The organism is Psychrobacillus sp. FJAT-21963, assembly GCF_001420585.1.
GTDB lineage: Bacteria > Bacillota > Bacilli > Bacillales_A > Planococcaceae > Psychrobacillus.
The window spans coordinates 1-25,336 of sequence record NZ_LJIY01000023.1 but is presented as its reverse complement, the minus strand read 5'-3'; the positions used below and the strand labels follow the sequence as shown (position 1 = coordinate 25,336).

Below are 25,336 nucleotides of genomic sequence, written 5' to 3'. Positions count from 1 at the left end.
TCTTAATCCATTATGGATGGTACTTTTACTTGACCTGCTTCTTGTTCTTTTACGTTTAACATCATTGTTTCTCTGTCTAATCCCTTATTAGCTTTGTCTTCACGCATAACATTAACTAGGGGTAAAACATGAGAAGTTGGTTTTACATTAGTTGTATCCAACTCTTTTAATTGTTCAGCAAAATCCGTAATTGCACCAAGTTGAAGAGCAAACTTTTCTGCTTCTTCTTCCGTTATTGCAAGTCGTGCCAAATGTGCTACATGCTTTACTTCTTCCTTTGAAATATTCGCCATTATTTACACCTCCGAATTCAATAACCATAAGCAATATCATATCATTTTTCACTCTAGTTGAACAGAGTGCTACTTTTTATTGTGTATATATATGCACAAACGGATCTTCATCGCCCGGTTTCTTAACCAATAACGCTTCTGTTCTGTCTAAGGAATTGACTTGAACTTCTACATTCATCGAAGTATTAAAGTGATTTTTCACTAATCCTGCAAGATGCTGTGTAAAACCAATTACTTCGGCAGTTCCATAAAACTGAATAGGTATGTTAATCGTTAATTTCTGCAGCTGATTTTCTTTAAAATATCCAGTCCCAATAATGCTTGTGTAATTGGGGAAATACAACTCCACATCTTGTTTAAAGTTTCTAAAAATCGTATCTAAATCACGATATTTTTCTTTTGAATCTGCTGAAGGAAATAAAATATACTCCTCATTGACTTGCTGCCAATCGGAAACGTTTTTTCCACCAGGAGCTACGCTATAGGTGAAGTAGGTCCCTGGAACAACAGCATTCTTACTACTTTGTTTGAATAGACCAACAACAATTGGAATATTTGCTAGAGCTTCATCTTTTCGCATACGGGAAACTACCTCTTCTGCAATTCGTTTTCCGTTTTCTTCAATAAGTGCCTGAGATAAAGGCTCCTCAAACCATGCTCCATAGTCCTCTTTTTGATAATAGTATATAGAATTTAAAGCAAGTCCGACTGATACGCCTGCAAGTTTTACCGTATTATCTTCTTTTTTTAAATAGTTTTGTTCGACAATATGCGTAATATAAACAGGAGCTTTTTTTGCTTTCTCTTCACCAGTCAAACCTGCACTACTTGGATTTAATCCGCCTTCTGCTTGATTAGTTCTAGCTAACCATTTTTCTAACGTCTTTGTGTCTAAGTATTGGCCTTCCTGAAATAAATACGTATCCGGAGAAAACTCATTTTGAGAAATTCGAAGAAGCCCATTTTCTACTTCTTTCATATCGTATTTAGTCGCAAGATTTGATACAACTAGCCCTCTACTCGCACTTTCCTCATAAGGCATTAAAGTTCGGTAGTAAGTTTCATCTAATTGTAAACTTGGAATAATTACAGTTTTTGTCGTTTCTTTCTCTGTGTCTTGAATTACTTCCGTTTCTTCATCCAACCTAGGAGTACACCCAGAAACTATAAGCAATAAAATTAGACTGGATATTCCTATTAATTTTTTTGCCATGTTCAAACTCCTTTACTTCGGTAAATTGTCTAGCAGTTTTTGTTCATCCCAGATTTCAATTCCTAAGCTTGTTGCTTTGTCAAGCTTTGATCCTGCATCTTCTCCTGCAATGACTAAGTCTGTTTTCTTACTAACACTACCTGCGACATTTCCACCTAAATCTTCAATTTTTTCTTTTGCTTCTTGCCTTGTTAATTGTGTAAGTTTTCCTGTTAGAACAACCGTTTTATTAGCAAATGGGCTATTTTCTATTGCAGCTGCATCCACAATTTTACCCGTATAATGTAGAGTGAGGCCTGCTTCTTTTAATCTTTCGATTAACAGTCTTACTTCCTCTTGTTCAAAATAAGTCACAAGTGAATCTGCCATTTTATCGCCAATTTCAAAAACTGCCGTTAACTCTTCTTTCGTTGCTCTCATCAATGCATCGAAGCTATGAAATGTTTCCGATAAAATTTTAGCTGCTTTTTCTCCTATATGACGAATACCAAGTCCAAATAACACACGTTCCATTGAATTTGATTTGGAAGTTTCAATTGCTTGCACTAAGTTAGTTGCAGATTTCAATCCCATGCGCTCCAAACCAACTAAATCCTCAACAGTAAGCTTGTATAAATCAGAAACGTCCACAATAAGCTGCTCTCTAAATAACTGTTCCACCACTTTTTCCCCAAGACCTTCAATATTCATGGCATTTCTAGATGCAAAATGATAGATCCCTTCTTGGATTTGAGCAGGACATTGAGGGTTCACGCAACGTAGTGCAACTTCCTCTTCAATTCTAATTAATTCACTATCGCATACTGGACAATTTTTCGGCATTTCATACGGAATTTCTGTTCCATCTCGTTCCTCTGTAATTACGGATACTACTTCGGGAATAATATCTCCCGCCTTACGAATAATCACACGATCACCAATTCGTATGTCTTTTGCACGAATTAAATCTTCGTTGTGTAATGTGGCACGTTGGACAGTTGAACCTGCTACTTGAGCTGGTTCTAAAATAGCCGTTGGTGTCACAACTCCAGTACGGCCAACCGTTAAATCGATATTTATAATAGTCGTTAAGACTTCTTCTGCTGGAAACTTAAAAGCAATAGCAAAACGAGGACTTTTCGCTGTAAATCCTAGTTCCTCTTGCTGTGCATAGTCATTAACTTTTATTACGATACCATCAATCTCATACGGAATATCGTTTCTTTTAGCTGTCCATTCTTCAATAAATTGGAGTACTTCTTCAATAGAAGAACATTTTCTTGTTTCTTTATTTGTAGGTAGGCCTTGCTCTCTCATAAATTCTAATGCATCGGAATGTCGATCTATATTCTGATCTTCTCCGTCACCACCAAGTCCATATGCGAAGAAAGAGAGTTTTCTACTCGCTGCCATTTTAGGGTCCAATTGACGAAGAGAACCGGCTGCAGCATTTCTTGGATTTGCTAATAATTCTTCTCCTTTAGCTGCCCTTTCTTCATTTAGTTTTCTAAATGAAGCTTTTGGCATGTAAGCTTCTCCTCTTGCTTCCATTGTAACTCGGTCTTTTAAGCGTAATGGAATAGCTCCGATTGTTTTTATATTGCTTGTAATGTCTTCTCCAGTAGTCCCATCTCCACGAGTTGCCCCCCGCGTTAGAAGACCGTCTTCATATAAAAGTGATATAGCTAGTCCATCAATTTTCAACTCGCATACATACGTAGGTGTTTCATCAATAATACCACGGATTCTGCTATCAAAATCTCGGATATCCTCCTCATTAAATGCATTTGATAAGCTAAGCATCGGATTTGCATGCGTTACTTTTTTGAACCCCTCGATGATCGTTCCTCCCACACGTTGTGTAGGCGATTCCGGTAAAATGAGATCAGGGTTTTGCTCCTCTAATGCTATCAATTCATTTAAATACTGATCATAAACTGCATCTGGGACAATGGGGTCATCCAACACATAATAGGCGTAACCATAGTCATATAAAAGCTTATGCAGCTCTTTTACTCGTTGTTCTAATTTATCCATGGGCTTTCCTCCACTGAGTGAATTATCCTTTTTCTATAGGTGCAAATTTAGCTAACAATCGCTTAATACCAGTTGGGCTTGGAAAGGCAATATCAAGCTCTGTATTTTCACCTTCGCCACGAACACTAACAACCATACCTATGCCCCATTTTTTATGCACTGCTTTATCCCCAACTTGCCAGCCCAACTTTTCTCCACCTGTCGATTGATAAGCAGGTCTTGAAACAGCAGCCCGCTGTGTTGTTGGAGATATTGCTCTAGAATCTCTATGTTGATTCATTCTTATATCTTTCGTCCATCCAACCACTTCAACTATGTCATCTGAGATTTCTGCTATAAAACGTGAAGGACTGTTGTAGCTACCACGACCAAAAATAGTACGTGATTGAGCGCAAGTAATAAATAATCTTTCCTCTGCTCTTGTAATTCCAACATATGCTAAACGACGTTCCTCTTCCATTTCATCATCGTCACCAATAGAACGAGAGTGTGGGAAAATATTCTCTTCCATACCAATGATGAAAACTACCGGGAATTCTAGCCCTTTGGCAGCATGCATCGTCATTAGAATAATATTCCCTTTGGAAGTGTCTTCCTCTTCGTCCAGCTTATCAATATCTGAAATAAGTGCTAAATCAGTTAGAAAAGCAACAAGCGATTTATCGTCACTTTTTTCTTCAAAGGCTTTCGTAACAGATAAAAACTCTTCAATATTTTCTAATCGACTCTCTGCTTCAATGGTTTTTTCATTTTTTAGCATTTGACGATATCCAGTTTTCTCAAGCACCTGCTCCACTATTTCGGTCACAGATAAGAATTCCTGCATTTGTGTAAAGTTTTGAATCAGTCCGTGGAATTGAACGACGGAATTTACAGCACGAGCAGGTAATCCCATGAAATCGACTTCATTCAGTGCATCTAGAATCGAACGATCCTGTTCTAGTGCATACATCGCTATACGTTCAAAAGAAGTTGCACCAATATTCCTCTTCGGTTCATTAATAATACGTGCAAGCGATAAATCATCGTCATTATTAGCAATTAGACGAAGATACGCAAGTAGGTCCTTAATTTCTTTTCGATCGTAGAACTTAGTTCCACCTACAATCGTATAGGCCATATTAGATTTAACGAGTACTTCCTCCATTACACGTGATTGTGCATTAGTACGATACAGAATAGCAAAATCATTTAATGTCCGATTTTCTTGCTCCATTAAATCTTGTATCTTTTGGACAACAAATTGCGCTTCCTGCTGCTCGTTATTTGCTCGAAACATTTCAATCTTTTCACCTTCGAGATTGTCAGTTCGTAGCACTTTTGGATATCTACTTGTGTTATTACCAATGACGTCATTTGCTGCCTGTAGGATTCTACCTGTCGAACGATAATTTTGCTCTAGCATAATTACAGTCGCATTCGGATAATCTTTTTCAAAAGATAAAATATTTTGGATGTCTGCTCCACGCCAACGATAAATAGATTGATCGGAGTCACCTACTACACAAATATTTTTAAATTTTTGTGCAAGCATTTGAACTAATTCGTATTGGGCCTTGTTTGTATCTTGGTACTCGTCCACATGAATATATTGAAATTTACTTTGATAATACTCCAGTACTTCTGGAACACGCTTAAAGAGCGTTAATGTCGTCATGATTAAATCATCAAAATCCAGAGACTGGTTTTTTCTTAAACGCTTTTCATACCCTTTATACACTTCTGCTACCGTTTTTTCGAATGGGTTAAATTCGTTCATTTGTGCTTTAAACGTATCTGCATCTATACAAATATTTTTGGCGCTACTTATCGCATTTAGCATCGAACGTGGATCATACTTTTTAGAATCAATATTTTGTTCCTTTAAAATATTTTTAATAACCGTTAACTGATCGGTTGTATCCAATATTGAAAAGCTTTTAGAATAGCCAATTCTATCAATATTTCTTCGTAAAATACGTACACACATAGAGTGGAACGTAGAGACCCACATACTTTCACCTGTACCTGCACCTAAAATACCATTTATACGCTCGCGCATTTCACGCGCTGCTTTATTCGTAAAGGTTATCGCAAGTATTTTCGATGGATAAACTTCCTTCTCCACGATTAAATAAGCAATACGATGTGTTAAAACCCGTGTTTTACCGGATCCCGCTCCTGCCATAATGAGGAGTGGACCTTCTGTTGTTTTAACCGCTTTTTCTTGTTCTTTATTCATACCATTCAACAAGTTTTTTGCTATCAGTTCCATAATACACACTTCCTTAAAAGAACGTTTGTTCTCATTATTATACCGTTGAATAAGAAATTACTCAAATATCACTTAATAGCTTTTACAGTTTTCAAAGCTTCTGTTAAGTTTTCATAAACATGATTTCCTACAATGATTGCATCTGCATGCGCGGCCATTTCACGTGCTTGCTGTTCGTTTTGGATTCCTCCACCATAAAAAAGCTTTGTATGTTCAAGACGAGATTTAACCTTCTTAACAATTTCCACGTCCCCATACATCCCGCTATATTCCATATAAAAAATAGGGAATTTAAAAAGATGCTCTACCATTTGGGCGTATGCTATAACATCATCATCAGTAGAAGGATGCTCAGCATGCGTCAGCTTAGCTGCTTTACAGTCAGGATTTAGAATACAATAACCCTCTGGAATAATTTCTTCCCAATTCATCACTTCTCCAAATTCCTTTGTGGCAGCATGATGTAAATCTTTTACCCATTTTGTATCTGTGCTATTTAAAATACTTGGAATAAAATAATAGTCAAACCCTGGAATAATCGACTCGATTGTTGATACTTCTAGCGCTACAGGTACCGCATAGCGCCGAATACGCATCAATAAATCTATAACGTTATCTAGTGTTACTCCATCCGAGCCACCAATCATAATCGCATCGGTTCCAGATTCACAGATCTTTTCTAACGCATCCGCACCAATTTCTTTTGCCGGATCCAATTTAAATATATGTCGCCACTCTTTATAATCCATTTCGTCACCTACATAAAATTTATATGAAATGCGTCAGACGCCGTTTAGCTACGCAATGTCGGTTACTGAGTAGGCAGTTCCACAAAAACCGAAGGAAACTGCATTTTACCTCGAGTAGCTGATGTCTGAAGCTAGACAATACTGAATAGTAAAATCCACTCTTTCTCAAATCATTATAACAAAAAAACTGAACAGAGGCTTCTGTTCAGTAAATATCAGACTTTCTAGAAAATAGGTATCAATTGTCTACTTTGTCTCTTGGATTTTGAAAGGGCTGCTCATCTGGATACAAACGTCCAAGCATTTCATCATATGCTTCGTTTCCATAATCAAAGCAACGTCTCACACGTGAAATAGTTGCGGTACTTGCACCTGTTTCTTTTTTAATTGTTTCGTATGTTTTTTTCAATCTCAATAAATGGGCAACTTCAAATCGTTGTGCCAAAGATTGGATTTCACTTATTGTACATAAATCATCAAAAAATCGATAGCATTCTTCCATATCTTTTAACTCTAAAACCGCTTTAAATAACTGGTCTGTTTGATGTCCTTTTATTTTATCAATCTGCATATACTTTCATTCCCTTCACTTCAGTCTACTCTTAGGGTAAAAAATTCACCATATTTTCTAATCCGGGATTTGTTGGAACAAAACTTATCCATGACATTCCTTTTACAAGTTTTGCAGGAACCCCATTTTCCATTGGAACTAAAATTCCATCAACATTTTCCCATTCAATTTCTTTCATTATTCCTGCTTGGAAAAGATAAGCTCTTCCTCCATCATTTAAAGCCAAAGCTTGTCTTCCAGCATTATCAATCGTTTTATGTGGGATTTCCATGAATATTACATTCGATATTTTCACAGGTTCTTTTGTTTCTTTATCTGTCGTCAAATCTCCTGCTGATGTTCTTTCATAAATACCTTCTTCTTGTAAATACGTATATTGATTTTCAAAGCTTGCTCCATTACCGTAACGAATACTTATACTTGATACTGGATTTCCAAGCTTTGCGCCTTCCTCTGAATCATAGAAAGATAGTTTAGGAATTTTGTGAAGCTCCATAGAAGCACCTATTTTATCTGCACCCGCTACTATATTGTCTTTTGTTATGTAGGAGTTGTGTGGCGCTTTACGCTCCTTCGACCTTTTAAACAGTATACCATCATATTGCATTCCATTAATATTATCAACGACTCGTGCATTTAACATTTTTTGAGCGTCCGGACTATATCCGTGAGCTATGTAAAAGGCATCTAGCCCTTGAGCAATCGTTACAAAATAATCTCGTGCACTTCTTACAGGACCAATCATGTCAGGTATCTCACTTTGATAAAGTGCAAGAAATCTCGTGACATTCCCTTCAGCAAGCATTTCATAAACAATGTTTGCTTGTGCAATACCTGATTGAGGGCGTGCAAGAGGATGATTATTCATAGTTACAAGCACTGCTCTTTGTTTTAATTCCACTTCGGATCCGACTCCAGTAAAAGGAGCAATATAAGGAAGTTCTTTCTCTTTGTCTTCTACTTCCTCTTCTGCTGCAACTGGTTCTTCCACTATTTCTATTATATCTTCTGTCATCTCTTCTTTATCTGAACAAGCAACTAATAAAAGAATACTTATTGCAAATATAAATCCCCTTTTTTTGAACACAGTAATCCCCCTACCTCATAACAGCTGGAAATAGTACTTGTTTTTTCATTACATCGAAAATTCCTCGTTGTGTAATTCGAACATAAGGCAAATGTGTGGATTGCAAAAATAGCAATGTATAAATGGCATCACCAAGCTTAAATCCTCTTGCTGCCAACTCTTTCTTTAAAAGAATCTCTTCTTCTATCAATTCTTCCATTGGTTTGTCAGACAGCACTCCTCCAATTGGAAGTTTAAGAGAACAAATAACTTGATCGTCTTCTACAAGAACAATACCACCGTTCATTTTCTTCATTTCTTGAAAGGCCTTTAGCATACTTTTTTTATTTTTACCAATTAATATTATATCCCCGGTATTTGAATAAGAGGATGCAAATCCTTTTAAAGATGTTGCAAATCCTTTAATTAGCGTCGTAACTTTCCATTTACCGTTCCGGTCGATTAACATTAAAAAACTCTGATCATGTTTACTAGAGAGTTCGTTGTCTGTTGTATCAACTGATATAGAATACGGTTTTGTAATAACGTCGTTTACCATTTCAATTCCAAATGGCATGGAGAACTGAAAATCTGCATCTTTCAATTCAAAATTTAAATTTAAATCTGGCATATGAGACCAGTCTACTGGCGATAATCCATGCACTTTTTCTCCATCTCTTTTTAACCATACACCTTTGGATAAAACACTGATTGGCACTGGATTATTTTCATCTTTTAAAAAGTTTATTGTGGCAAATCTGCCAGTAGCAATTACGCCATGTAAGTTTGATAGGTTGTAATATTTTGCAACATTAAATGATGCCATTAAATAAGCATCTACCGGTTTTACTCCTGCATCTAAAGCTACTTGAATACATTTGTCCATTACACCATCTAGATGAAACGAAGGCGTAGCTCCGTCAGTCGTCATCATTAAATGATCAAAAATTTGAAGATCCTTCTCTAAAATTCCTTTAAGAAGAATTGGTAAGTCTGGACGAATAGAAGAATGTCTTAAAGTCACAGCATACCCGTGGAGAATCCGTCTCTCTACTTCTTCGATGGTCATAGCCTCATGATCCCCATCGGCTCCAAGTAATCGCATTCTAGCAAGCGTACGTTCTGATGCTCCTGGGAAATGCCCTTCAATTTTCATGCCATTAGTCTTTGCTTGCTGCATCCAATACAACATTTGATCATCACCAGATTGCAGTCTAGGCCATCCAGTCAACTCACCACCCATAATCACATCTGGACGGTCAATCCATTCACCGATTGATTTAGAAGTAAACAACTTTTCTTCACTCTCTAATTCAGTTTGTGAATCAAATCGTGCCCACCAATAAAATGCAAAAGGTAATTTGTTTAACTCATCCATGATTGAAAACGCTTTCTTGTTTTCAAGTGACAAAAAGAAGACCAAGTTATCCGCAATAAAAGTTGTTGTTCCAAGCTGTGCAGCATAATCTGCAAAAGAATGAGGCTGATAAAGTTGAAATGGATGTACGTGAGGTTCTATATATCCCGGTACAATTTTTTGACCATTCGCATCATATACTTCCGTGGTTTCCGTAACTAATGGCATTTCATTACCAGTGTAGACGATTCGATCCTTCACGATCCAAATGTTTCCGGTAACCCATTTTTTTAAGTGGCTATGTAAATACGTTGCATTTTTTATAAGAATGTCAGGTGGCTTTGTTCCATTAACCACTTCTATCTGATGCCTGATCTCTTCAATTTTCCAAATTGGATATTGCATCGCATCCATTCTCCCTCCTGTAGTTTCGCTCATAAAAATAAATATAGCACATCACTTTAGTAAAGCAAAGTACCGAATTGTATTTTTAGTAAATTCTGAGAAAAAATATTTATTCGTAGAGTAGTTTAATAAAACAGTTAATTTTTCTAATAAACGATTTCAGATCCACGGAAGTGCGCTTGCCGCACGAAGTGGAAGGCGCACGAAGTGGAAGGCGTTGAAAAAGTCCTCAATGAGATTTCATCAACAATATATGAACGACAAGTTGTTCACATATTCGATTTTTATTTTGGCCCCTTAATTTCCGTTCCAGGCGGACGCGTTCCGCCGGCATGGCTTCAGCCGCTTCCCTCGCTACGTTTAGTCCAGGGTCTTCACCTCATGCTATTCCGGCTGGAGTCGCCGCCTTCCACTCCAATCAACTATTATCCGCTTTTCAATTAGAAAACCATCATGCCATTAAAAGAGCAAGTTTTTATCACTTAAACTTATTCAAATAGTATTTATATAAAATCGTTGATTAAGGCGATTCTCCTGCGGGAATAGCGTTGGCCGAAGACCCCGCAGGTGAGGGGAAGGCAATCTAAGTTCGCCGCATCCTGCGGCAACGATTGCATGACCAACATCGTGTTGGCCTAGGAGGCTAAGGCAACGCCCGCGGAAAGGGAGCCGTTTCAACGATTTTTTTATTTATCGGACGACATTATTTAGTAAAGTCGAATTCTATAGACTTTTTCAGTGCCCTCCATGAAGTCCCCGGCTCATGCGGACGTGAGGCCAGCGAGAATGCATATAGCTGGTGATTATCTGATTAAGTCTATGACTAGCGTCTTGCGTCGTGAAAAGCACACATTCTAACAATGAAGCTTAACAAGGTCAAAATAAAAACAGGATAACTCCAAATACGGAGTTATCCCATCAAATTAAAGAAAAGTTCGCCAACCTATATCTTTTCTGAAAAATAGACCATCCCATTGTAAAGTAGATAGACCCTCGTATACTTTTTCTTGTGCCTCTTTTAAAGCAATTTCACTTGCAGCAACTAAAATAACTCGACCACCATTGGCAATAAATCCATCATCACTAGCTTTAGTACCTGCATGGAAAACATGTAACCCTAACTCTTGTAAGGATTGAAGATTAGGAAGCACAGCGCCTTTTTTCACGTCTCCTGGGTAACCTTCTGAAGCAATGACTACGCCCAACATGGATTCCTTCGACCACTTTAGTTCATACGGTTTCTCATCCATCAATGCTGTCATGAATTCACCAAAGTCACTTACCATTCGAGGAAGGACTACCTGTGTTTCTGGGTCTCCAAAACGTGCATTAAACTCGATAACCTTTGGACCATCGCTCGTTAAAATAAGTCCTGCATATAAAATACCAGTAAAAGATATTCCCTCTTTAGTCATTGCCTGTACGGTCGGAACAACGATTGCTTCGTATGCTGCATCGACAATTGTAGAAGAAATCTGTGGAACAGGTGAATATGCACCCATACCACCTGTATTTGGACCCTTATCTCCGTCATAAGCTCGTTTATGGTCTTGTGCAATTACCATTGGATAGATTTGACCATTATGCACGAATGACATGAAAGAAAACTCTTCCCCGTCCAAGAATTCTTCAATTACTACGCGAGAAGATGATTCTCCAAATAATTGATTGCCAATCATATCTTCCACCGCATTGTTTGCTTCTTCCACCGTCATGGCAACTACTACCCCTTTACCTGCAGCAAGTCCGTCTGCTTTTACGACGATAGGAGCTCCTAGCTTTTCGATATACGCTTTCGCTTTATCTACTTCTGTAAATGTTTCGTACTCAGCTGTTGGGATATTATATTTTTGCATAATCTCTTTTGCAAATGCTTTACTGCCTTCTAGTTGCGCAGCAGCCTTTGTTGGTCCAAAAATACGTAAGCCCTCTGCTTGAAAAAAGTCCACGATCCCACCTGCAAGTGGTTGCTCTGGTCCAACAAATGTTAAATCGATTTTATTTTCTTTTGCGAAAGTTGTAAGCTCATCAAAAGCCATAACATCAATTGCTACAATTGTTGCGTCTTTTAACATACCAGCGTTACCTGGAGCCACAAAAACTTTGTTTACAGAAGGGGAATCATTGAACTGCTTTGCAATAGCATGCTCACGGCCACCACTACCAATTACGAGTATATTCATATGAGACGTGCCTCCCTTAATGTTTGAAATGACGAACGCCAGTGAATACCATTGCGATTCCGTATTCATTTGCTTTATCAATTGAATCTTGGTCTTTTACAGAACCACCTGTTTGAATAATTGCAGTAATACCGGCCTTTGCAGCTACTTCTACTGTATCGTTCATCGGGAAAAATGCATCAGATGCAAGTCCTGCTCCTTTTGCTCGTTCACCTGCTTGCTCCAGTGCAATTTTTGCTGAACCTACACGGTTCATCTGACCTGCACCGACTCCGATTGTCATATCTTCAGTAGAAACAACAATTGCATTCGATTTAACGTGTTTCACTACGCTCCATCCAAGTTCTAATGCTTTCCATTCTTCTGCTGTTGGTTCGCGGTCTGTAACAACTTTCACATCCGCGTCTTTTAATCCAAATGTATCGGGAGATTGAACTAATAATCCACCTTCCACAGATACGATATTCCATGCATCTTTTTTCGTTTGCTCATAAGAAATAGTTAACAAGCGAATGTTTTTCTTTGCGGTTAACATAGCGATAGCTTCTTCTGAAAATGAAGGAGCAATAATGATTTCCAAGAAAATTCCTGCCAAAACCTTTGCAGTTGCTGCATCTACTTCACGGTTTAATGCAACAATTCCACCGAAAATAGAAGTTGAATCTGCTTCGTATGCTTTATTAAAAGCTTCTGATATCGTACTACCAGTTCCAACACCACAAGGATTCATATGTTTTACTGCAACCGCAGCGGGAATTTCGAATTCTTTTACGATTTGAATAGCAGCGTTTGCATCTTGAATATTGTTGTAGGATAGCTCTTTCCCATGTAATTGAGTTGCAGAAGCAATAGAGAAATCAGATCCAAGTGGACGCTTATAAAATGCTGCTTTTTGATGAGGATTTTCACCGTAGCGTAAAGCTTGCTTACGTTCATATGTTAATGTTAGTAATTCAGGAAATTCTTCGCCAGTTAAATCCGTCATATAACTAGCAATTAAAGCGTCGTATGCTGCTGTATGGCGGAAAACTTTTGCAGCTAATCGGCGACGTGTTTCTAAAGTAGTTTCTCCAGTTTCTTTTAATTGACCTAATACTTCCTCATAGTCAGATGTATCTGTAACTACTGTTACATATTGATGGTTTTTGGCAGCAGAACGTAGCATCGATGGGCCACCAATATCAATATTTTCAATAGCATCTTCAAATGCTACATCTGGTTTAGAAATTGTTTCGCGAAAAGGATATAAGTTCACACAAACTACTTGAATAGGAGTTATTTTATGTTCTTCTAGTTGTGCCTGATGAGAAGGGTCATCATGTTTTGCTAACAATCCACCGTGAATCATAGGATTCAATGTTTTTACTCGACCATCCAAAATCTCTGGAAAATTTGTTACTTGGTCTACTGATGTAATCGCAACACCATTTTGTTCTAAAAATGATTTTGTTCCACCAGTTGATAAAATTTCATATCCAAGCTGTTCCAACTCTTTTGCAAATTCGAGAATCCCTGATTTATCTGAAACACTAATTAACGCACGTTTTGCCACAATGCTTCCTCCTCTTGTAGTTAGAAAAGCCGGTATAATCACCGGCTCCATAGTTTTTGTAAAGTCTTCGTATACAATTCATGCTCCACAGCATGGATTCGTTCTTCAGTTTTCTCTCTATCTCCATCCACTACTTCGACAGCTTGCTGAGCTAATATAGGTCCTGTATCCATTCCAGCATCCACATAGTGAACTGTTACTCCTGTCACCTTGACCCCGTGATCCATTGCTTGACCGATTGCATCTTTTCCTGGAAAAGCAGGAAGTAACGAAGGATGGATATTAATGATTCGATTAGGGTACGCTTCGAGCAACACATTCCCAATCAAGCGCATATACCCAGCAAGTACGATCCACTCCACTTCAAGTTCCTGAAGCTTCTTTAGAATTTCTTGTTCATATGCTTCCTTAGAGGAAAAGCTTGTTTGTTTAATAGCAAGTGTTTCGACACCTGCGTTTTTCGCCCGTTCTTCTACAAATGCACCTGGTTTATCTGTGACAACCAACACTGCATTAGCAGCTAATCTTCCAGCTTTTACCGCATCGTAAATAGCTTGAAAATTACTTCCACTCCCAGATGCAAATATTGCAAACTTTGGTTTTTCCACCATTACACTAAACTCCCGTCATGCGCTCCCGTGAATACTACACCTTCACCTTTTACAACACGACCAATTGTATATGCCTTTTCTCCATGGGCTTCTGCAATAGCGATTGCCTTATCCGCTTCCTCAGCTGAAAGAGATAGAACAAAACCAATTCCCATATTAAAAACGTTATATAAATCGCGATCAACAAGCGATCCTTTTTCTTTCAATAAATGAAATACAGGGAGTACTTCCCATGAACCCAAATCAATTTCAACAGCCAATCCATCTGGCATCATACGAGGTAGGTTTTCATAAAAGCCCCCGCCCGTTACATGTGCCATCCCGTGAATAGAAAGTTCCTGATGCATTTCCATAACTGGCTTTGCGTAAATTTTAGTTGGCGTTAGAAGAGCTTTACCGATTTCGCCAAGTTCCTCGTAGCCTTCCACAATCGTTTCTGGAGTATAGCCTTGCTCTTCAAATACAATTTTACGAACTAGGGAATATCCATTAGAATGGACGCCGCTTGAAGCAATACCTACTAAAACGTCCCCTTCTGCAATATTCTCACCGGTAACAATTTTTGATTTTTCACAGGCACCAACAGCAAATCCAGCTAAGTCATACTCATCTTCTTCGTATAAACCTGGCATTTCCGCTGTCTCTCCACCAATCAATGCTGCTCCTGACTGAACACAGCCATCCGCAACACCTTTTACGATTTGCTCAATACGAGCAGGTACAGCTTTGCCAACTGCAACGTAGTCAAGGAAGAATAACGGCTCTGCACCTTGCGCTACAATATCATTCACACACATCGCTACACAGTCCACACCGATTGTATCGTGTGAATCCGTCATAAATGCAAGCTTCAGCTTCGTTCCAACACCATCTGTACCTGAAATTAATACAGGCTCTTTATAATTTAATGAAGACAAGTCAAACATTCCGCCGAAACCACCGAAAGTACCCATAATTCCTTTTCTTGCTGTACGTTCGACATGTGACTTCATTCGTTGAACTGCTTCATAGCCAGCTTCAATATTCACGCCTGCTTTTTCATATGCTTTTGACACGTCAAATCCTCCTATCGAACAAGCTCTTTTTCATGTGGTAGTTTCGTATCTGCGAAAATATCTGTTGGGTATTCACCTGTAAAACAAGCTAAACAGTGACCACAATTTTTCTCGTCTTCTGGTCTACCTATTGCCTCAACCATTCCTTCTACAGACAAGAATGTTAAAGAATCAGCACCAATCAACTTACATATATCATCTACGCTATTATTAGAAGCGATAAGCTCCGAATCTGTACTAATATCAATTCCATAAAAACATGGATTTTTTAGTGGAGGAGAACTAATAACTACATGTACTTCCAGTGCACCTGCATCTTTTAACATATTTACAATACGTCTTGATGTAGTTCCTCTTACGATTGAATCGTCTACCATGATTACACGTTTACCTTTTACAACTTGGCGCACTGGGGAAAGCTTCATCTTCACTCCACGTTCCCGTAAATCTTGTGAAGGTTGGATAAATGTTCTTCCAACATATCTGTTTTTAATAAGACCAAGTTCGTATGGTATGCCAGTTGCTTCTGAAAAACCGATTGCTGCAGAAATACTAGAGTCTGGTACCCCAGTCACTACGTCCGCATCAATTTGAATTTCCTTTGCTAGTTGTTTTCCAAGGCGCTTTCTTGCCATATGAATATTAATCCCATCGATATCCGAATCAGGACGAGAAAAATATACATATTCCATCGTGCAAATTGCTCGATCTTTTTTCTCTACATAACGTTCAGAACGACAACCATCATTGTTGATAATTAATAACTCACCTGGATTAATAGAACGAACTAATTCTGCTCCAATTAAATCAAAGGCACTTGTTTCAGATGCAACTACCCATGCACCATCCAATTGACCTAAAGAAAGTGGTCGCATTCCTTGTGGATCTTGCGCAACTATCATACCGTCCTCAGTTAAAATGATAAAAGCAAACGCACCTTCAAGTAATCTTAAAGCTTGCTTAGCTTTTTCTTCAAACGATGGAAGATTACTCTTTTTCAATAAGTGTGCAAGTACTTCTGTATCAGATGTTGTTTGAAAAATACTACCTTGACGTTCTAAGCTTCGTTTTAAACGGGTAGCATTCACAATATTACCGTTATGAGCGATTGCTAGACTTCCAGTCGTAGAATTGAAGAGTAATGGTTGGACATTTTCGATTCCAGAGCCACCTGCAGTTGCATAACGTACATGCGCAATTGCAGCGTGACCTTCTAGCTTTTCTAATTTTCCATTATTAAATACATCATTAACCAAGCCTTCACCCTTCACAGCACGTAAATGTTCTCCGTCTGTGACAACAATTCCAGCACCTTCTTGTCCTCTGTGTTGCAGTGCATGTAATCCATAATAGCTCAAGGCAGCTGGGTTAGGATGTCCCCAAATCCCGAATACACCACATTCTTCATTTAAGCCTCTGAGTTCAGCAAGCATGGTATTGCTCCTTTCCAAGCGGAACGGAATTCGTCAACAGAACCGCTAATCCATTCAGTTCCGTCTTCGTTAGTTATGATGATTTTATTAGAATCTGTGATAGTACCAATTTGAACTGCATCTTGTAAGATTTCTTCAAACTTTGCAGCATTTTCAGGTTTTACAGTTACTAAGAAACGTGATTGAGACTCACTGAATAACGCTGTCGTTGCAGAACCAGTTAGTGTTACTTCTACTCCAAGGGATTTCGCACCAAATGCTTTTTCTGCTAAAGCTACAGCAAGTCCACCTTCTGAAATATCATGCGCAGACTGCACGATTCCAGCTTTGATAGCGGAAAGAAGTGCCTTTTGACGTGCTGCTTCTACTTCTAAGTCAATTGTTGGCGCTTGCCCAAAAATACGCTTTTCTACTAATTTTTGAAGCTCTGATCCACCAAATTCTGTTTTCGTCTCCCCAATCACATAGACAATATCTCCAGCAGCTTTCACTGATTGAGTTGTCACATGTGCTAAGTCTTCTACTAGTCCAACAAGACCAATAGTTGGCGTTGGGTAAACAGCTGTTCCACTACGCTCGTTATACATGGAAACATTTCCGCCGATAACAGGTGAATCTAAAGCAATACAAGCCTCTGAAATACCATCTGCTGATTTTTCTAATTGCCAGAAGATTTCAGGGTTTTCTGGATTACCAAAGTTTAAGCAGTCTGTAATTGCAAGTGGTTTGGCTCCCGAACACACAACATTACGCGCAGCTTCTGCTACAGCAATTTTTCCACCTACAACTGGATCTAAATAGATATATCTAGAGTTACAGTCTGTTGTCATTGCTAAGCCCTTATTTGTACCACGGACACGAACAACTGCTGCATCTGAACCAGGTGTAACTACTGTACTAGTACGAACTTGGTAATCATATTGATCGTAAACCCATTCTTTTGAAGCAATAGTAGGTTGTTGAAGTAAGTTTAGTAAAGTTTCTTTATAATCCGAAACAACCGGTTCAACATTATCCATTGCTTGGAATTCAGTAAAGTAAGAAGGAACTGCTGAAGGTTTGTGATATACTGGTGCTTCTTCTGCAAGTGCATCCGCAGGAACATTAGCTACTACTTCTCCGTTGTGAATCAAACGAAGCATTTTGTCGTTAGTAACTTTACCTACCGCAACACAGTCTAAATCATATTTTTCGAAAATCTTAACGATCTCATCTTCGCGACCTTTTTTTACAACTATTAACATACGTTCTTGAGATTCTGAAAGCATCATTTCATAAGCAGTCATCCCAGTTTCACGTTGTGGTACGAAGTCTAAGTTCATCTCTACACCAAAACCAGCTTTTGAAGCCATTTCTGCAGAGGATGAAGTTAAGCCCGCAGCACCCATATCTTGTATACCGATTAAAGCATCTGATTTAATTACTTCTAAACAAGCTTCTAACAAGAGCTTCTCCATGAATGGATCTCCAACTTGGACAGCTGGACGCTTTTCTTCTGAAGCTTCTGTTAATTCTTCTGATGCGAATGTCGCACCATGGATTCCGTCACGACCAGTTTTGGCACCAGCGTACATTACTGTGTTACCTTCACCTGCAGCAATCCCTTTTTGAATGTCTTCATGGTTTATTAAACCTACGCACATTGCGTTAACAAGAGGGTTTCCTTCATAACAGTCATCAAACTGAATTTCTCCACCAACTGTTGGAATACCGATACAGTTACCATAACCCGCAATACCAGCTACAACTTCTTCAAACAAATATTTTACTCTTGGAGTTTTCAATTCTCCGAAACGAAGAGAATTTAACATTGCAATTGGACGAGCACCCATAGAGAATACATCACGGATTATCCCACCAACACCTGTCGCTGCACCTTGATAAGGCTCAATTGCAGATGGATGATTATGAGACTCCATTTTGAATACAACTGCTTGGCCGTCACCAATATCAACAATACCAGCACCTTCACCTGGTCCTTGTAATACTTGAGGACCTTTCGTAGGAAACTTACGTAATACTGGTTTAGAATTTTTATACGAGCAATGCTCCGACCACATAACAGAAAATAAACCAGTCTCTGTATAGTTTGGTAGACGTCCTAAAATCTTTTCTACCATTTCAAATTCTTCGTCCGACATCCCCATTTGAGCATATAGTTTTTGTTCTTTAATTTGCGTTGGATTTGGTTCAAGCATGACTGACATGAGTTTCCCTCCACTGTTTCACAATTGATTTGAATAAAGCTAGACCGTCTGAACCGCCCATAATATCATTTGCAGCACGTTCTGGATGAGGCATCATTCCAAGGACATTTCCTCTTTCATTCACAATACCTGCGATATCTTCCAAACTACCATTTGGGTTTTCAGAAGCATATGTGAAAACGATTTGATTGTTTTCTTTTAATGTAGCAAGCGTCTCTTCGTCACAATAATAGTTTCCTTCACCGTGTGCGATTGGAATTTGAATTATTTCGTCTTTTTTATATGCAGAAGTAAATTGTGTTTCATTATTTACCACTCTTAAATCTACTGTACGACACATGAATTTAAGATTTTTATTACGAAGTAGTGCTCCTGGCAGAAGACCAGCTTCCGTTAATACTTGGAATCCGTTACAGATACCTAGAACAGGCTTACCAGCTTCCGCTGCTTTCACAACTTCCGACATAACATTAGAAAAGCGAGAAATGGCACCACAACGTAAGTAGTCACCGTACGAAAAGCCCCCAGGTAATAAAATACCGTCGAATCCGCTTAAATCTTTCTCATCATGCCAAACGTATTCTACTTCTTCCCCAAGTTCGTCTTTAATCGCGTGATACATATCTAAATCACAGTTCGATCCTGGAAAAACGATTACTGCGAACTTCATTTGCTTACAGCCTCCTCAACATCGTAACGATAGTCTTCGATTACTGTATTTGTAAGTAGTTTTTCACACATTTCTCTAACGATAGCATCTAAATCACGATCACTCTCTTCGATTTGAAGCTCCAAATACTTCCCAATGCGTACATCTTTCACTTCATTGTAATCCATAGAATGAAGAGCACCCATTACAGCAGAACCTTGTGGATCTAAAACACTTTCACGTAATGTTACATACACTTTAACTTTTTTCATTTTGATAATCCTCCTAGGCGGGAAAGTATTATTTCATAAACTTCTGTTAAGCTTCCTAAATTACGTCTAAAAACATCTTTGTCTAGTTTATTGTTCGTTTCGGCATCCCAGAGTCTACAAGTATCGGGAGAGATCTCATCTGCAAGTAAAATTTCACCTTGTGCAGTTTTACCGAATTCCAGTTTAAAATCTATTAAAGTAACGCCGATCTCTTTAAATATTGGTTGAAGTACTTGATTGATTTCCAGTGCTTTTGCTTTGATCGTTTCTACTTCTTCAGGTGTCGCTAGTGCAAGCAGTTCAATATGTGCATCTGTCAACAAAGGATCTCCTAAAGCGTCATCTTTGTAGTAAAACTCTACAATAGTATGCTTTAAAGGAATGCCTTCCTCCATACCTAAGCGTTTAGCGAGACTCCCCGCTGCTACATTTCGTACAACTACTTCGAGTGGAATGATTTCTACTTTTCTTACAAGTTGCTCATTCTCTGAAATTTGCTCAACAAAGTGAGATTCAATTCCTCGATTTTTCAACTCTTCAAATAGAATAGTAGTGATTTTATTATTTAAAATCCCTTTGCCTTCTATTTCTTCTTTTTTCTCACCGTTAAAAGCTGTAGCACTATTCTTATAAGAAACAAACAGGATGTTTTCATCTTCTGTTGCAAATAATTGTTTTGCTTTTCCTTCGTATAATAGACGACCTTTTTCCACTGTAAATCCCTCCGATGAAGTGAAACTTCAATCAGCAGGGGTTTTCCCCCTACCGATTGCTAGTTGTACCAAATTGTCCGCTTTTGTATTAATTAAGACCTAAACGATTAAAGATTAAATCTACATGTTGGATATGATAGTTGTAATCAAAGCAGTCATCTAAATCTTCTTTTGTTAATAAAGAAGTAATTTTTTCATCCGCATCAACAAATGTACGGAAGGCAGTTTGAGATTCCCATGCTTTCATTGCTAATGGTTGAACAGTATCATATGCTGTTTCACGTGCTAAACCTTTATCAATAAGTGCAAGAAGCACTCGTTGAGAATAAATTAATCCTAAAGTGGAATCCATATTACGTTTCATATTTTCAGGGAACACTGTTAAGTTTTTCACGATATTGCCGAATCGATTTAACATATAGTTAAGTGCAATTGTTGCATCTGGCAATATAACACGTTCCGCAGATGAATGAGAGATATCTCTTTCATGCCATAAAGCAACATTTTCATAGGCAGTCATCATATATCCACGAATTAATCTCGCCATACCTACCATATTTTCAGAGCCAATCGGATTACGTTTATGTGGCATAGCAGAAGATCCTTTTTGACCTTTCGAGAAAAATTCTTCTACTTCACGAGTTTCCGATTTTTGAAGACCACGAATCTCTGTAGCAAATTTTTCTATAGAAGTTGCAATTAGAGCTAACGTACTCATGTATTGTGCGTGGCGATCACGTTGCAATGTTTGTGTTGAGATTGGAGAAGCTGCAAGACCTAGTTTGTCACATACATACTTTTCAACAAAAGGATCAATATTAGCATAAGTCCCTACAGCACCTGACATTTTTCCAGTTTCAATTACTGTTGCAGCTGCTTCAAAACGTTCTAAATTACGTCTCATCTCTTCTAGCCAAAGAGCTAACTTAAGTCCAAAAGTTGTTGGTTCTGCATGTACTCCATGCGTACGTCCCATCATTACGGTATATTTATGTTCTTTTGCTTTATTTTCAAGGATTTCAATAAAATTTTGAATATCTTTACGAAGAATAACATTCGCTTGTTTAATCAAATAAGAAAGAGCTGTGTCTACTACATCCGTAGAAGTTAGTCCGTAATGTACCCATTTACGCTCTTCCCCTAAAGTTTCAGAAACTGCACGGGTAAACGCTACTACGTCATGTCTTGTTTCTTGCTCAATTTCTAAAATACGGTTTACATCGAAAGATGCGTTTTTGCGTAGTGCGACAACATCTTCTTTCGGAATATCACCTATTTCAGCCCATGCTTCACACGCAAGAATTTCAACTTCTAACCATGCATTGTATTTGTTTTCTTCTGTCCAAATTGCTCCCATTTCCGGGCGAGTATAACGTTCTATCATTTAATTTCCTCCTGTTTTATGACCAAATATTCGATTGTTCAATTTCCTCTAAAGTCTGTTCAATGTTAGTTGAAAGGATTGTTACATGACCCATCTTACGGTTTGTTTTAGCTTCACTTTTTCCGTACAAATGAACGGACCAGTTTGGGTACTTACTAATAGAATTCGTTAAAGGAATAACATGCTGTCCTAATATGTTAACCATTACCGTATCCGTCCATAACTTTGGTTCACGAAGTGGCCATCCACAAACAGCTCTAACATGCTGATGGAACTGAGAGATATTACATGCCTCAATCGAATAGTGACCAGAATTATGTGGTCTTGGTGCTAATTCATTTATTAGTATCTCATTATTTTCTAAAACAAACATTTCAACTGCAAGTGTTCCAACTAAATTTAAGTGATTCGCGATTGTTTGAGCAGCTTCAACCGCTTTATTTGCAAGTGAATTGTCAATGCGTGCAGGAACAATCGTTTCATGCAAAATATGATGGACATGAATATTCTCACCAATTGGTAAGCAATACGTTTCACCAGCACCATTTCTTTGAACAATAACTGAAATTTCTTTTGTAAATGAAACAAATGCTTCTGCTATACATGCAGAATGTTCAAATAGTGACTTAGCATTATGCAGCTCTTCTTTTGATTGAACGATTTGCTGCCCCTTCCCATCATAACCGCCTCGAGCAGTTTTAACGACACATGGAAAGCCTACTTCGTCAATTCGCTGTTCTAGCTGTTCAAAAGTATTTGCTTCGACAAATTTCGCAATAGGCACGCCTGAAGCCTGAATTTCCGTTTTTTCAAGGATTCTATCTTGTGTGATCTTTACTAATTCTGCTCCTTGTGGCACATATGCTATTTGAGTTAATCTTTTTAAACCTGCATAATCAATATTTTCAAATTCATACGTAATCACGTCACTAACTTCTGCTAGCTCTTCTAATGCAGCTTCGTCATTATATGGAGCAACTATACGAATATCTGCAACTTGGCCACAAGGTGAATCTATTGTAGGTTCTAGCACTGCTATTTTAAATCCAGCTTCCTTCGCCGCTAATGCCATCATTCGTCCAAGTTGGCCACCACCGATAATACCGATTGTTTGCCCTGGAAAAATTACTTTAGTCATTGAAGTTCACCATTACTTTCTAATACTTTATTTTTCGTATCTTCTCGTCTTTTTTCGAGTTTATGCTCTACTTCCGTATCGGTAATAGAAAGTATTTGTGCTGCAAGTAACCCTGCGTTTGTAGCACCAGCTTTTCCGATTGCTACTGTAGCTACAGGAACGCCACCTGGCATTTGGACAATTGATAATAGAGAATCTAGACCATTTAGTGCTCTAGATTGAACTGGAACACCAATTACCGGAAGTGTTGTCTTAGCAGCAACCATACCCGGCAAATGAGCTGCACCACCAGCTCCCGCAATAATCACCTGAATTCCACGTATTCTAGCTTGCTCAGCATATTCAAACATTAAGTCAGGTGTACGATGTGCAGATACTACTTGTTTTTCATAAGGTATATGAAGTTCTTCTAATATTTCACAACTATATTTCATTGTTTCCCAATCGCTAGAACTACCCATAATTACACCAATTTTTGCGTTCATTATTCTCGTCCCTCCATCAAAGTGCTTTTGACGTATCTGCGTCCAAATCTTGCTTATAAAACTTCAATTAACAATTGAATGAAGTTAAAAATAAAAAATTCCCCAAATAAACTACTTTCTTTAGAAGAAAAGCAGTTTACTTGAGGAATATGGTTGCAGGATTTGTGTCTCTATGAACATATGAAAACACATCCTTTAAGCAATATCCAAAAGTCGCTTTCCCTCATAGTCCTGTCATTTACGGTGACTTGGTAGAGACGCTAAAGCCAATTCTTTAGCATATATGGGGAGATAATCGTCCATTTCTATTCATAGTTTAACAATTATAGCGACTCACGTCAACGCTTAAATACGAACAATTAATTTTCAGAAAACTATAATGTTCGTCTTTTGGTTATTTTTTACCTTCTTTTATCCCTTTCAATTGAATGATTTGTCTAACTGGCACCGGTTGTCCATTAACTTCTTGAAATAGCGGTTCTTCTCTTCTTCCAACTACTTGAAAGCCTTGTGCAGTCATTTTACTCATACATTCCGAAATACTTTCGTTTTCTTGTACTTCAAACCACTTTGTCTCTTGTTTCATGAAAACAATTTTCCTCTCCTTACTCGTTTTACCCAGAACCCACCATGAATAGTTTTTGGCTCATATGCAATAATAAATATTTTTGGATCAATCTCTTTTAAGCGATTATACAGTTTCGCTTCGTCTTTTCTTGGAGTTAATATTTGTAATGCTTGTCTAGCACCCTCTAGTCCATTTGCAGTCCAGCTAGTTACACCATATCCTTCTTCTCTCAAAAGTGTTGATAGATTTATCTCGCTTTCACTTTCAGTAGAAATGGCATTTACCATAATATAACCTAATGACATTTTCTCCTCAAGTTTTGATCCAACGACTATTCCTGTACCAAATCCGAGTGCATACGCAATTAGATTATGAATCTCATTTAGATTATCCAAAACGAGACCAAGGCCTACTATATATACCACCACTTCTATTATACTAATTAGCGCCGCAACATATCGATAGCCCTTTAGCGTAAGTATCATACGTGTAGTAGATAAAGTGACATAAACAATATTAATGGCAAAAATAATCAACACCATGGAAATTGCAGTTGAAGTCATTCCACCAGCTCCTCTCGTAATTTGTAGTTATTACTTATTTATATACCCATAATTAAGTACAACTAAAATACAAAGAGTGATAAATAGGAAGTTAGTATAGTATCGTTTCATTTATTGATACCTATTTCCACTGTTGAAATTGAAAGGTTATCCATTTAATAGCAGAACGAGACTAATCTTGCTCAAAGAGCGACTAGTTTGCTTGCAACCGAGACCAAATTTTCTAATTCGAGACCATTTTAGCTGAAACCGAGACTATTCTTGTTAAATATGGATATGGGAGACTAATTTGTCTAGGAGAGCAACCATTCCGAACCTATAAGCAACCACCCGAGTCGTATAAGCGACTAAGAATATACGAAAGCGACCATTTCTCACAATAAAGAGTTCACTTCCTCTGAGATGACACATTTTTCTTCTGTCCTACGTTATGATACTCTCTTCCTTGCTTCCTCGAACTCTTTGTTCCTCTACTTTCTCGATTATTTCTTTATTCCTCATTGCCTTCGGCTCTTTCTTTACAAACAAAAAAAGCCGCCACCGATTACTCGGTGACGACTTTTCAATTGCCCAGCGACGTCCTACTCTCACAGGGGGAG

The 25,336-nt window shown here is 38.1% G+C and carries 22 protein-coding genes and 1 riboswitch; all 22 genes read right to left on the bottom strand.

The window, feature by feature from the left end:
- Nucleotides 1–2 precede the first annotated feature (2 nt).
- The gene (gatC, locus tag AN959_RS20200; RefSeq protein WP_053591908.1) at nt 3–293 is read right to left on the bottom strand and encodes an Asp-tRNA(Asn)/Glu-tRNA(Gln) amidotransferase subunit GatC; all 291 of its coding nucleotides are present in this window, start codon (nt 291–293) and stop codon (nt 3–5) included.
- A gap of 76 nt (nt 294–369) precedes the next feature.
- Nucleotides 370–1,506 carry a CamS family sex pheromone protein gene (locus AN959_RS20195; RefSeq protein WP_056833407.1) on the bottom strand — a complete coding sequence of 379 codons (1,137 nt, stop codon included), beginning with the start codon at nt 1,504–1,506 and terminating at the stop codon, nt 370–372.
- A gap of 12 nt (nt 1,507–1,518) precedes the next feature.
- On the bottom strand, nt 1,519–3,522 hold the full coding sequence (gene ligA, locus AN959_RS20190) for an NAD-dependent DNA ligase LigA (RefSeq protein WP_056833405.1): 2,004 nt from the start codon (nt 3,520–3,522) through the stop codon (nt 1,519–1,521).
- Between the two features lie 22 nt (nt 3,523–3,544).
- On the bottom strand, nt 3,545–5,776 hold the full coding sequence (pcrA, locus tag AN959_RS20185) for a DNA helicase PcrA (protein ID WP_056833403.1): 2,232 nt from the start codon (nt 5,774–5,776) through the stop codon (nt 3,545–3,547).
- Nucleotides 5,777–5,844: 68 nt separating this feature from the next.
- On the bottom strand, nt 5,845–6,525 hold the full coding sequence (locus AN959_RS20180) for a heptaprenylglyceryl phosphate synthase (RefSeq protein ID WP_056833401.1): 681 nt from the start codon (nt 6,523–6,525) through the stop codon (nt 5,845–5,847).
- A 238-nt stretch (nt 6,526–6,763) separates the two neighbouring features.
- Complete coding sequence (locus AN959_RS20175) at nt 6,764–7,096, bottom strand: YerC/YecD family TrpR-related protein (RefSeq protein WP_053591903.1); 333 nt, start codon at nt 7,094–7,096, stop codon at nt 6,764–6,766.
- Between the two features lie 31 nt (nt 7,097–7,127).
- A complete protein-coding gene (locus AN959_RS20170; RefSeq protein ID WP_056833399.1) occupies nt 7,128–8,183 on the bottom strand; it encodes a DUF3048 domain-containing protein in 1,056 nt (351 codons plus the stop codon).
- Nucleotides 8,184–8,193: 10 nt separating this feature from the next.
- Entirely contained in the window at nt 8,194–9,924 is a 1,731-nt protein-coding gene (locus AN959_RS20165) for an adenine deaminase C-terminal domain-containing protein (RefSeq protein ID WP_056833429.1), read from the bottom strand.
- Between the two features lie 923 nt (nt 9,925–10,847).
- On the bottom strand, nt 10,848–12,107 hold the full coding sequence (gene purD, locus AN959_RS20160) for a phosphoribosylamine--glycine ligase (RefSeq protein ID WP_056833397.1): 1,260 nt from the start codon (nt 12,105–12,107) through the stop codon (nt 10,848–10,850).
- Nucleotides 12,108–12,123: 16 nt separating this feature from the next.
- Nucleotides 12,124–13,659, bottom strand: coding sequence for a bifunctional phosphoribosylaminoimidazolecarboxamide formyltransferase/IMP cyclohydrolase (gene purH, locus AN959_RS20155; protein ID WP_056833395.1), 1,536 nt, complete (start codon nt 13,657–13,659; stop codon nt 12,124–12,126).
- A 38-nt stretch (nt 13,660–13,697) separates the two neighbouring features.
- A complete protein-coding gene (gene purN, locus AN959_RS20150) occupies nt 13,698–14,270 on the bottom strand; it encodes a phosphoribosylglycinamide formyltransferase (RefSeq protein WP_056833393.1) in 573 nt (190 codons plus the stop codon).
- Nucleotides 14,270–15,325, bottom strand: a complete 1,056-nt coding sequence (gene purM, locus AN959_RS20145) for a phosphoribosylformylglycinamidine cyclo-ligase (protein ID WP_056833391.1) — start codon at nt 15,323–15,325, stop codon at nt 14,270–14,272. The genes purN and purM overlap by 1 nt, the downstream gene beginning before the upstream one ends.
- An 11-nt stretch (nt 15,326–15,336) precedes the next feature.
- The gene (gene purF, locus AN959_RS20140; protein WP_056833389.1) at nt 15,337–16,758 is read right to left on the bottom strand and encodes an amidophosphoribosyltransferase; all 1,422 of its coding nucleotides are present in this window, start codon (nt 16,756–16,758) and stop codon (nt 15,337–15,339) included.
- Nucleotides 16,734–18,965, bottom strand: coding sequence for a phosphoribosylformylglycinamidine synthase subunit PurL (purL, locus tag AN959_RS20135; RefSeq protein ID WP_056833387.1), 2,232 nt, complete (start codon nt 18,963–18,965; stop codon nt 16,734–16,736). The genes purF and purL overlap by 25 nt, the downstream gene beginning before the upstream one ends.
- Complete coding sequence (gene purQ, locus AN959_RS20130; protein ID WP_056833385.1) at nt 18,949–19,635, bottom strand: phosphoribosylformylglycinamidine synthase subunit PurQ; 687 nt, start codon at nt 19,633–19,635, stop codon at nt 18,949–18,951. Before purQ ends, purL begins: the two co-directional genes overlap by 17 nt.
- Nucleotides 19,632–19,886: a phosphoribosylformylglycinamidine synthase subunit PurS gene (purS, locus tag AN959_RS20125; protein ID WP_053591894.1), complete on the bottom strand. Its 255-nt coding sequence runs from the start codon at nt 19,884–19,886 to the stop codon at nt 19,632–19,634. The genes purQ and purS overlap by 4 nt, the downstream gene beginning before the upstream one ends.
- Complete coding sequence (purC, locus tag AN959_RS20120; protein ID WP_053591893.1) at nt 19,883–20,599, bottom strand: phosphoribosylaminoimidazolesuccinocarboxamide synthase; 717 nt, start codon at nt 20,597–20,599, stop codon at nt 19,883–19,885. The genes purS and purC overlap by 4 nt, the downstream gene beginning before the upstream one ends.
- A gap of 88 nt (nt 20,600–20,687) precedes the next feature.
- Entirely contained in the window at nt 20,688–21,983 is a 1,296-nt protein-coding gene (gene purB / locus AN959_RS20115) for an adenylosuccinate lyase (RefSeq protein ID WP_056833383.1), read from the bottom strand.
- Between the two features lie 16 nt (nt 21,984–21,999).
- Entirely contained in the window at nt 22,000–23,121 is a 1,122-nt protein-coding gene (purK, locus tag AN959_RS20110) for a 5-(carboxyamino)imidazole ribonucleotide synthase (RefSeq protein ID WP_053591891.1), read from the bottom strand.
- On the bottom strand, nt 23,118–23,606 hold the full coding sequence (gene purE / locus AN959_RS20105; RefSeq protein WP_056833381.1) for a 5-(carboxyamino)imidazole ribonucleotide mutase: 489 nt from the start codon (nt 23,604–23,606) through the stop codon (nt 23,118–23,120). The genes purK and purE overlap by 4 nt, the downstream gene beginning before the upstream one ends.
- A gap of 206 nt (nt 23,607–23,812) precedes the next feature.
- A riboswitch (purine riboswitch) is annotated at nt 23,813–23,913 on the bottom strand.
- Nucleotides 23,914–24,000: 87 nt separating this feature from the next.
- Nucleotides 24,001–24,192 carry an NETI motif-containing protein gene (locus AN959_RS20100; protein ID WP_056833379.1) on the bottom strand — a complete coding sequence of 64 codons (192 nt, stop codon included), beginning with the start codon at nt 24,190–24,192 and terminating at the stop codon, nt 24,001–24,003.
- Entirely contained in the window at nt 24,189–24,737 is a 549-nt protein-coding gene (locus AN959_RS20095) for a DUF2179 domain-containing protein (protein ID WP_053591888.1), read from the bottom strand. Before AN959_RS20095 ends, AN959_RS20100 begins: the two co-directional genes overlap by 4 nt.
- Nucleotides 24,738–25,336: the final 599 nt, after the last annotated feature.

Excerpts from the sequence above, each read along its gene's own strand:
- gatC (WP_053591908.1), bottom strand. The coding sequence starts at position 293 with ATGGCGAATATTTCAAAGGAAGAAGTAAAGCATGTAGCACATTTGGCA.
- AN959_RS20195 (WP_056833407.1), bottom strand. The coding sequence starts at position 1,506 with ATGGCAAAAAAATTAATAGGAATATCCAGTCTAATTTTATTGCTTATA.
- ligA (WP_056833405.1), bottom strand. The coding sequence starts at position 3,522 with ATGGATAAATTAGAACAACGAGTAAAAGAGCTGCATAAGCTTTTATAT.
- pcrA (WP_056833403.1), bottom strand. The coding sequence starts at position 5,776 with ATGGAACTGATAGCAAAAAACTTGTTGAATGGTATGAATAAAGAACAA.
- AN959_RS20180 (WP_056833401.1), bottom strand. The coding sequence starts at position 6,525 with ATGGATTATAAAGAGTGGCGACATATATTTAAATTGGATCCGGCAAAA.
- AN959_RS20175 (WP_053591903.1), bottom strand. The coding sequence starts at position 7,096 with ATGCAGATTGATAAAATAAAAGGACATCAAACAGACCAGTTATTTAAA.
- AN959_RS20165 (WP_056833429.1), bottom strand. The coding sequence starts at position 9,924 with ATGCAATATCCAATTTGGAAAATTGAAGAGATCAGGCATCAGATAGAA.
- purD (WP_056833397.1), bottom strand. The coding sequence starts at position 12,107 with ATGAATATACTCGTAATTGGTAGTGGTGGCCGTGAGCATGCTATTGCA.
- purN (WP_056833393.1), bottom strand. The coding sequence starts at position 14,270 with ATGGTGGAAAAACCAAAGTTTGCAATATTTGCATCTGGGAGTGGAAGT.
- purF (WP_056833389.1), bottom strand. The coding sequence starts at position 16,758 with ATGCTTGCTGAACTCAGAGGCTTAAATGAAGAATGTGGTGTATTCGGG.
- purL (WP_056833387.1), bottom strand. The coding sequence starts at position 18,965 with ATGTCAGTCATGCTTGAACCAAATCCAACGCAAATTAAAGAACAAAAA.
- purQ (WP_056833385.1), bottom strand. The coding sequence starts at position 19,635 with ATGAAGTTCGCAGTAATCGTTTTTCCAGGATCGAACTGTGATTTAGAT.
- purS (WP_053591894.1), bottom strand. The coding sequence starts at position 19,886 with ATGAAAAAAGTTAAAGTGTATGTAACATTACGTGAAAGTGTTTTAGAT.
- purB (WP_056833383.1), bottom strand. The coding sequence starts at position 21,983 with ATGATAGAACGTTATACTCGCCCGGAAATGGGAGCAATTTGGACAGAA.
- purK (WP_053591891.1), bottom strand. The coding sequence starts at position 23,121 with ATGACTAAAGTAATTTTTCCAGGGCAAACAATCGGTATTATCGGTGGT.
- purE (WP_056833381.1), bottom strand. The coding sequence starts at position 23,606 with ATGAACGCAAAAATTGGTGTAATTATGGGTAGTTCTAGCGATTGGGAA.
- AN959_RS20100 (WP_056833379.1), bottom strand. The coding sequence starts at position 24,192 with ATGAAACAAGAGACAAAGTGGTTTGAAGTACAAGAAAACGAAAGTATT.
- AN959_RS20095 (WP_053591888.1), bottom strand. The coding sequence starts at position 24,737 with ATGACTTCAACTGCAATTTCCATGGTGTTGATTATTTTTGCCATTAAT.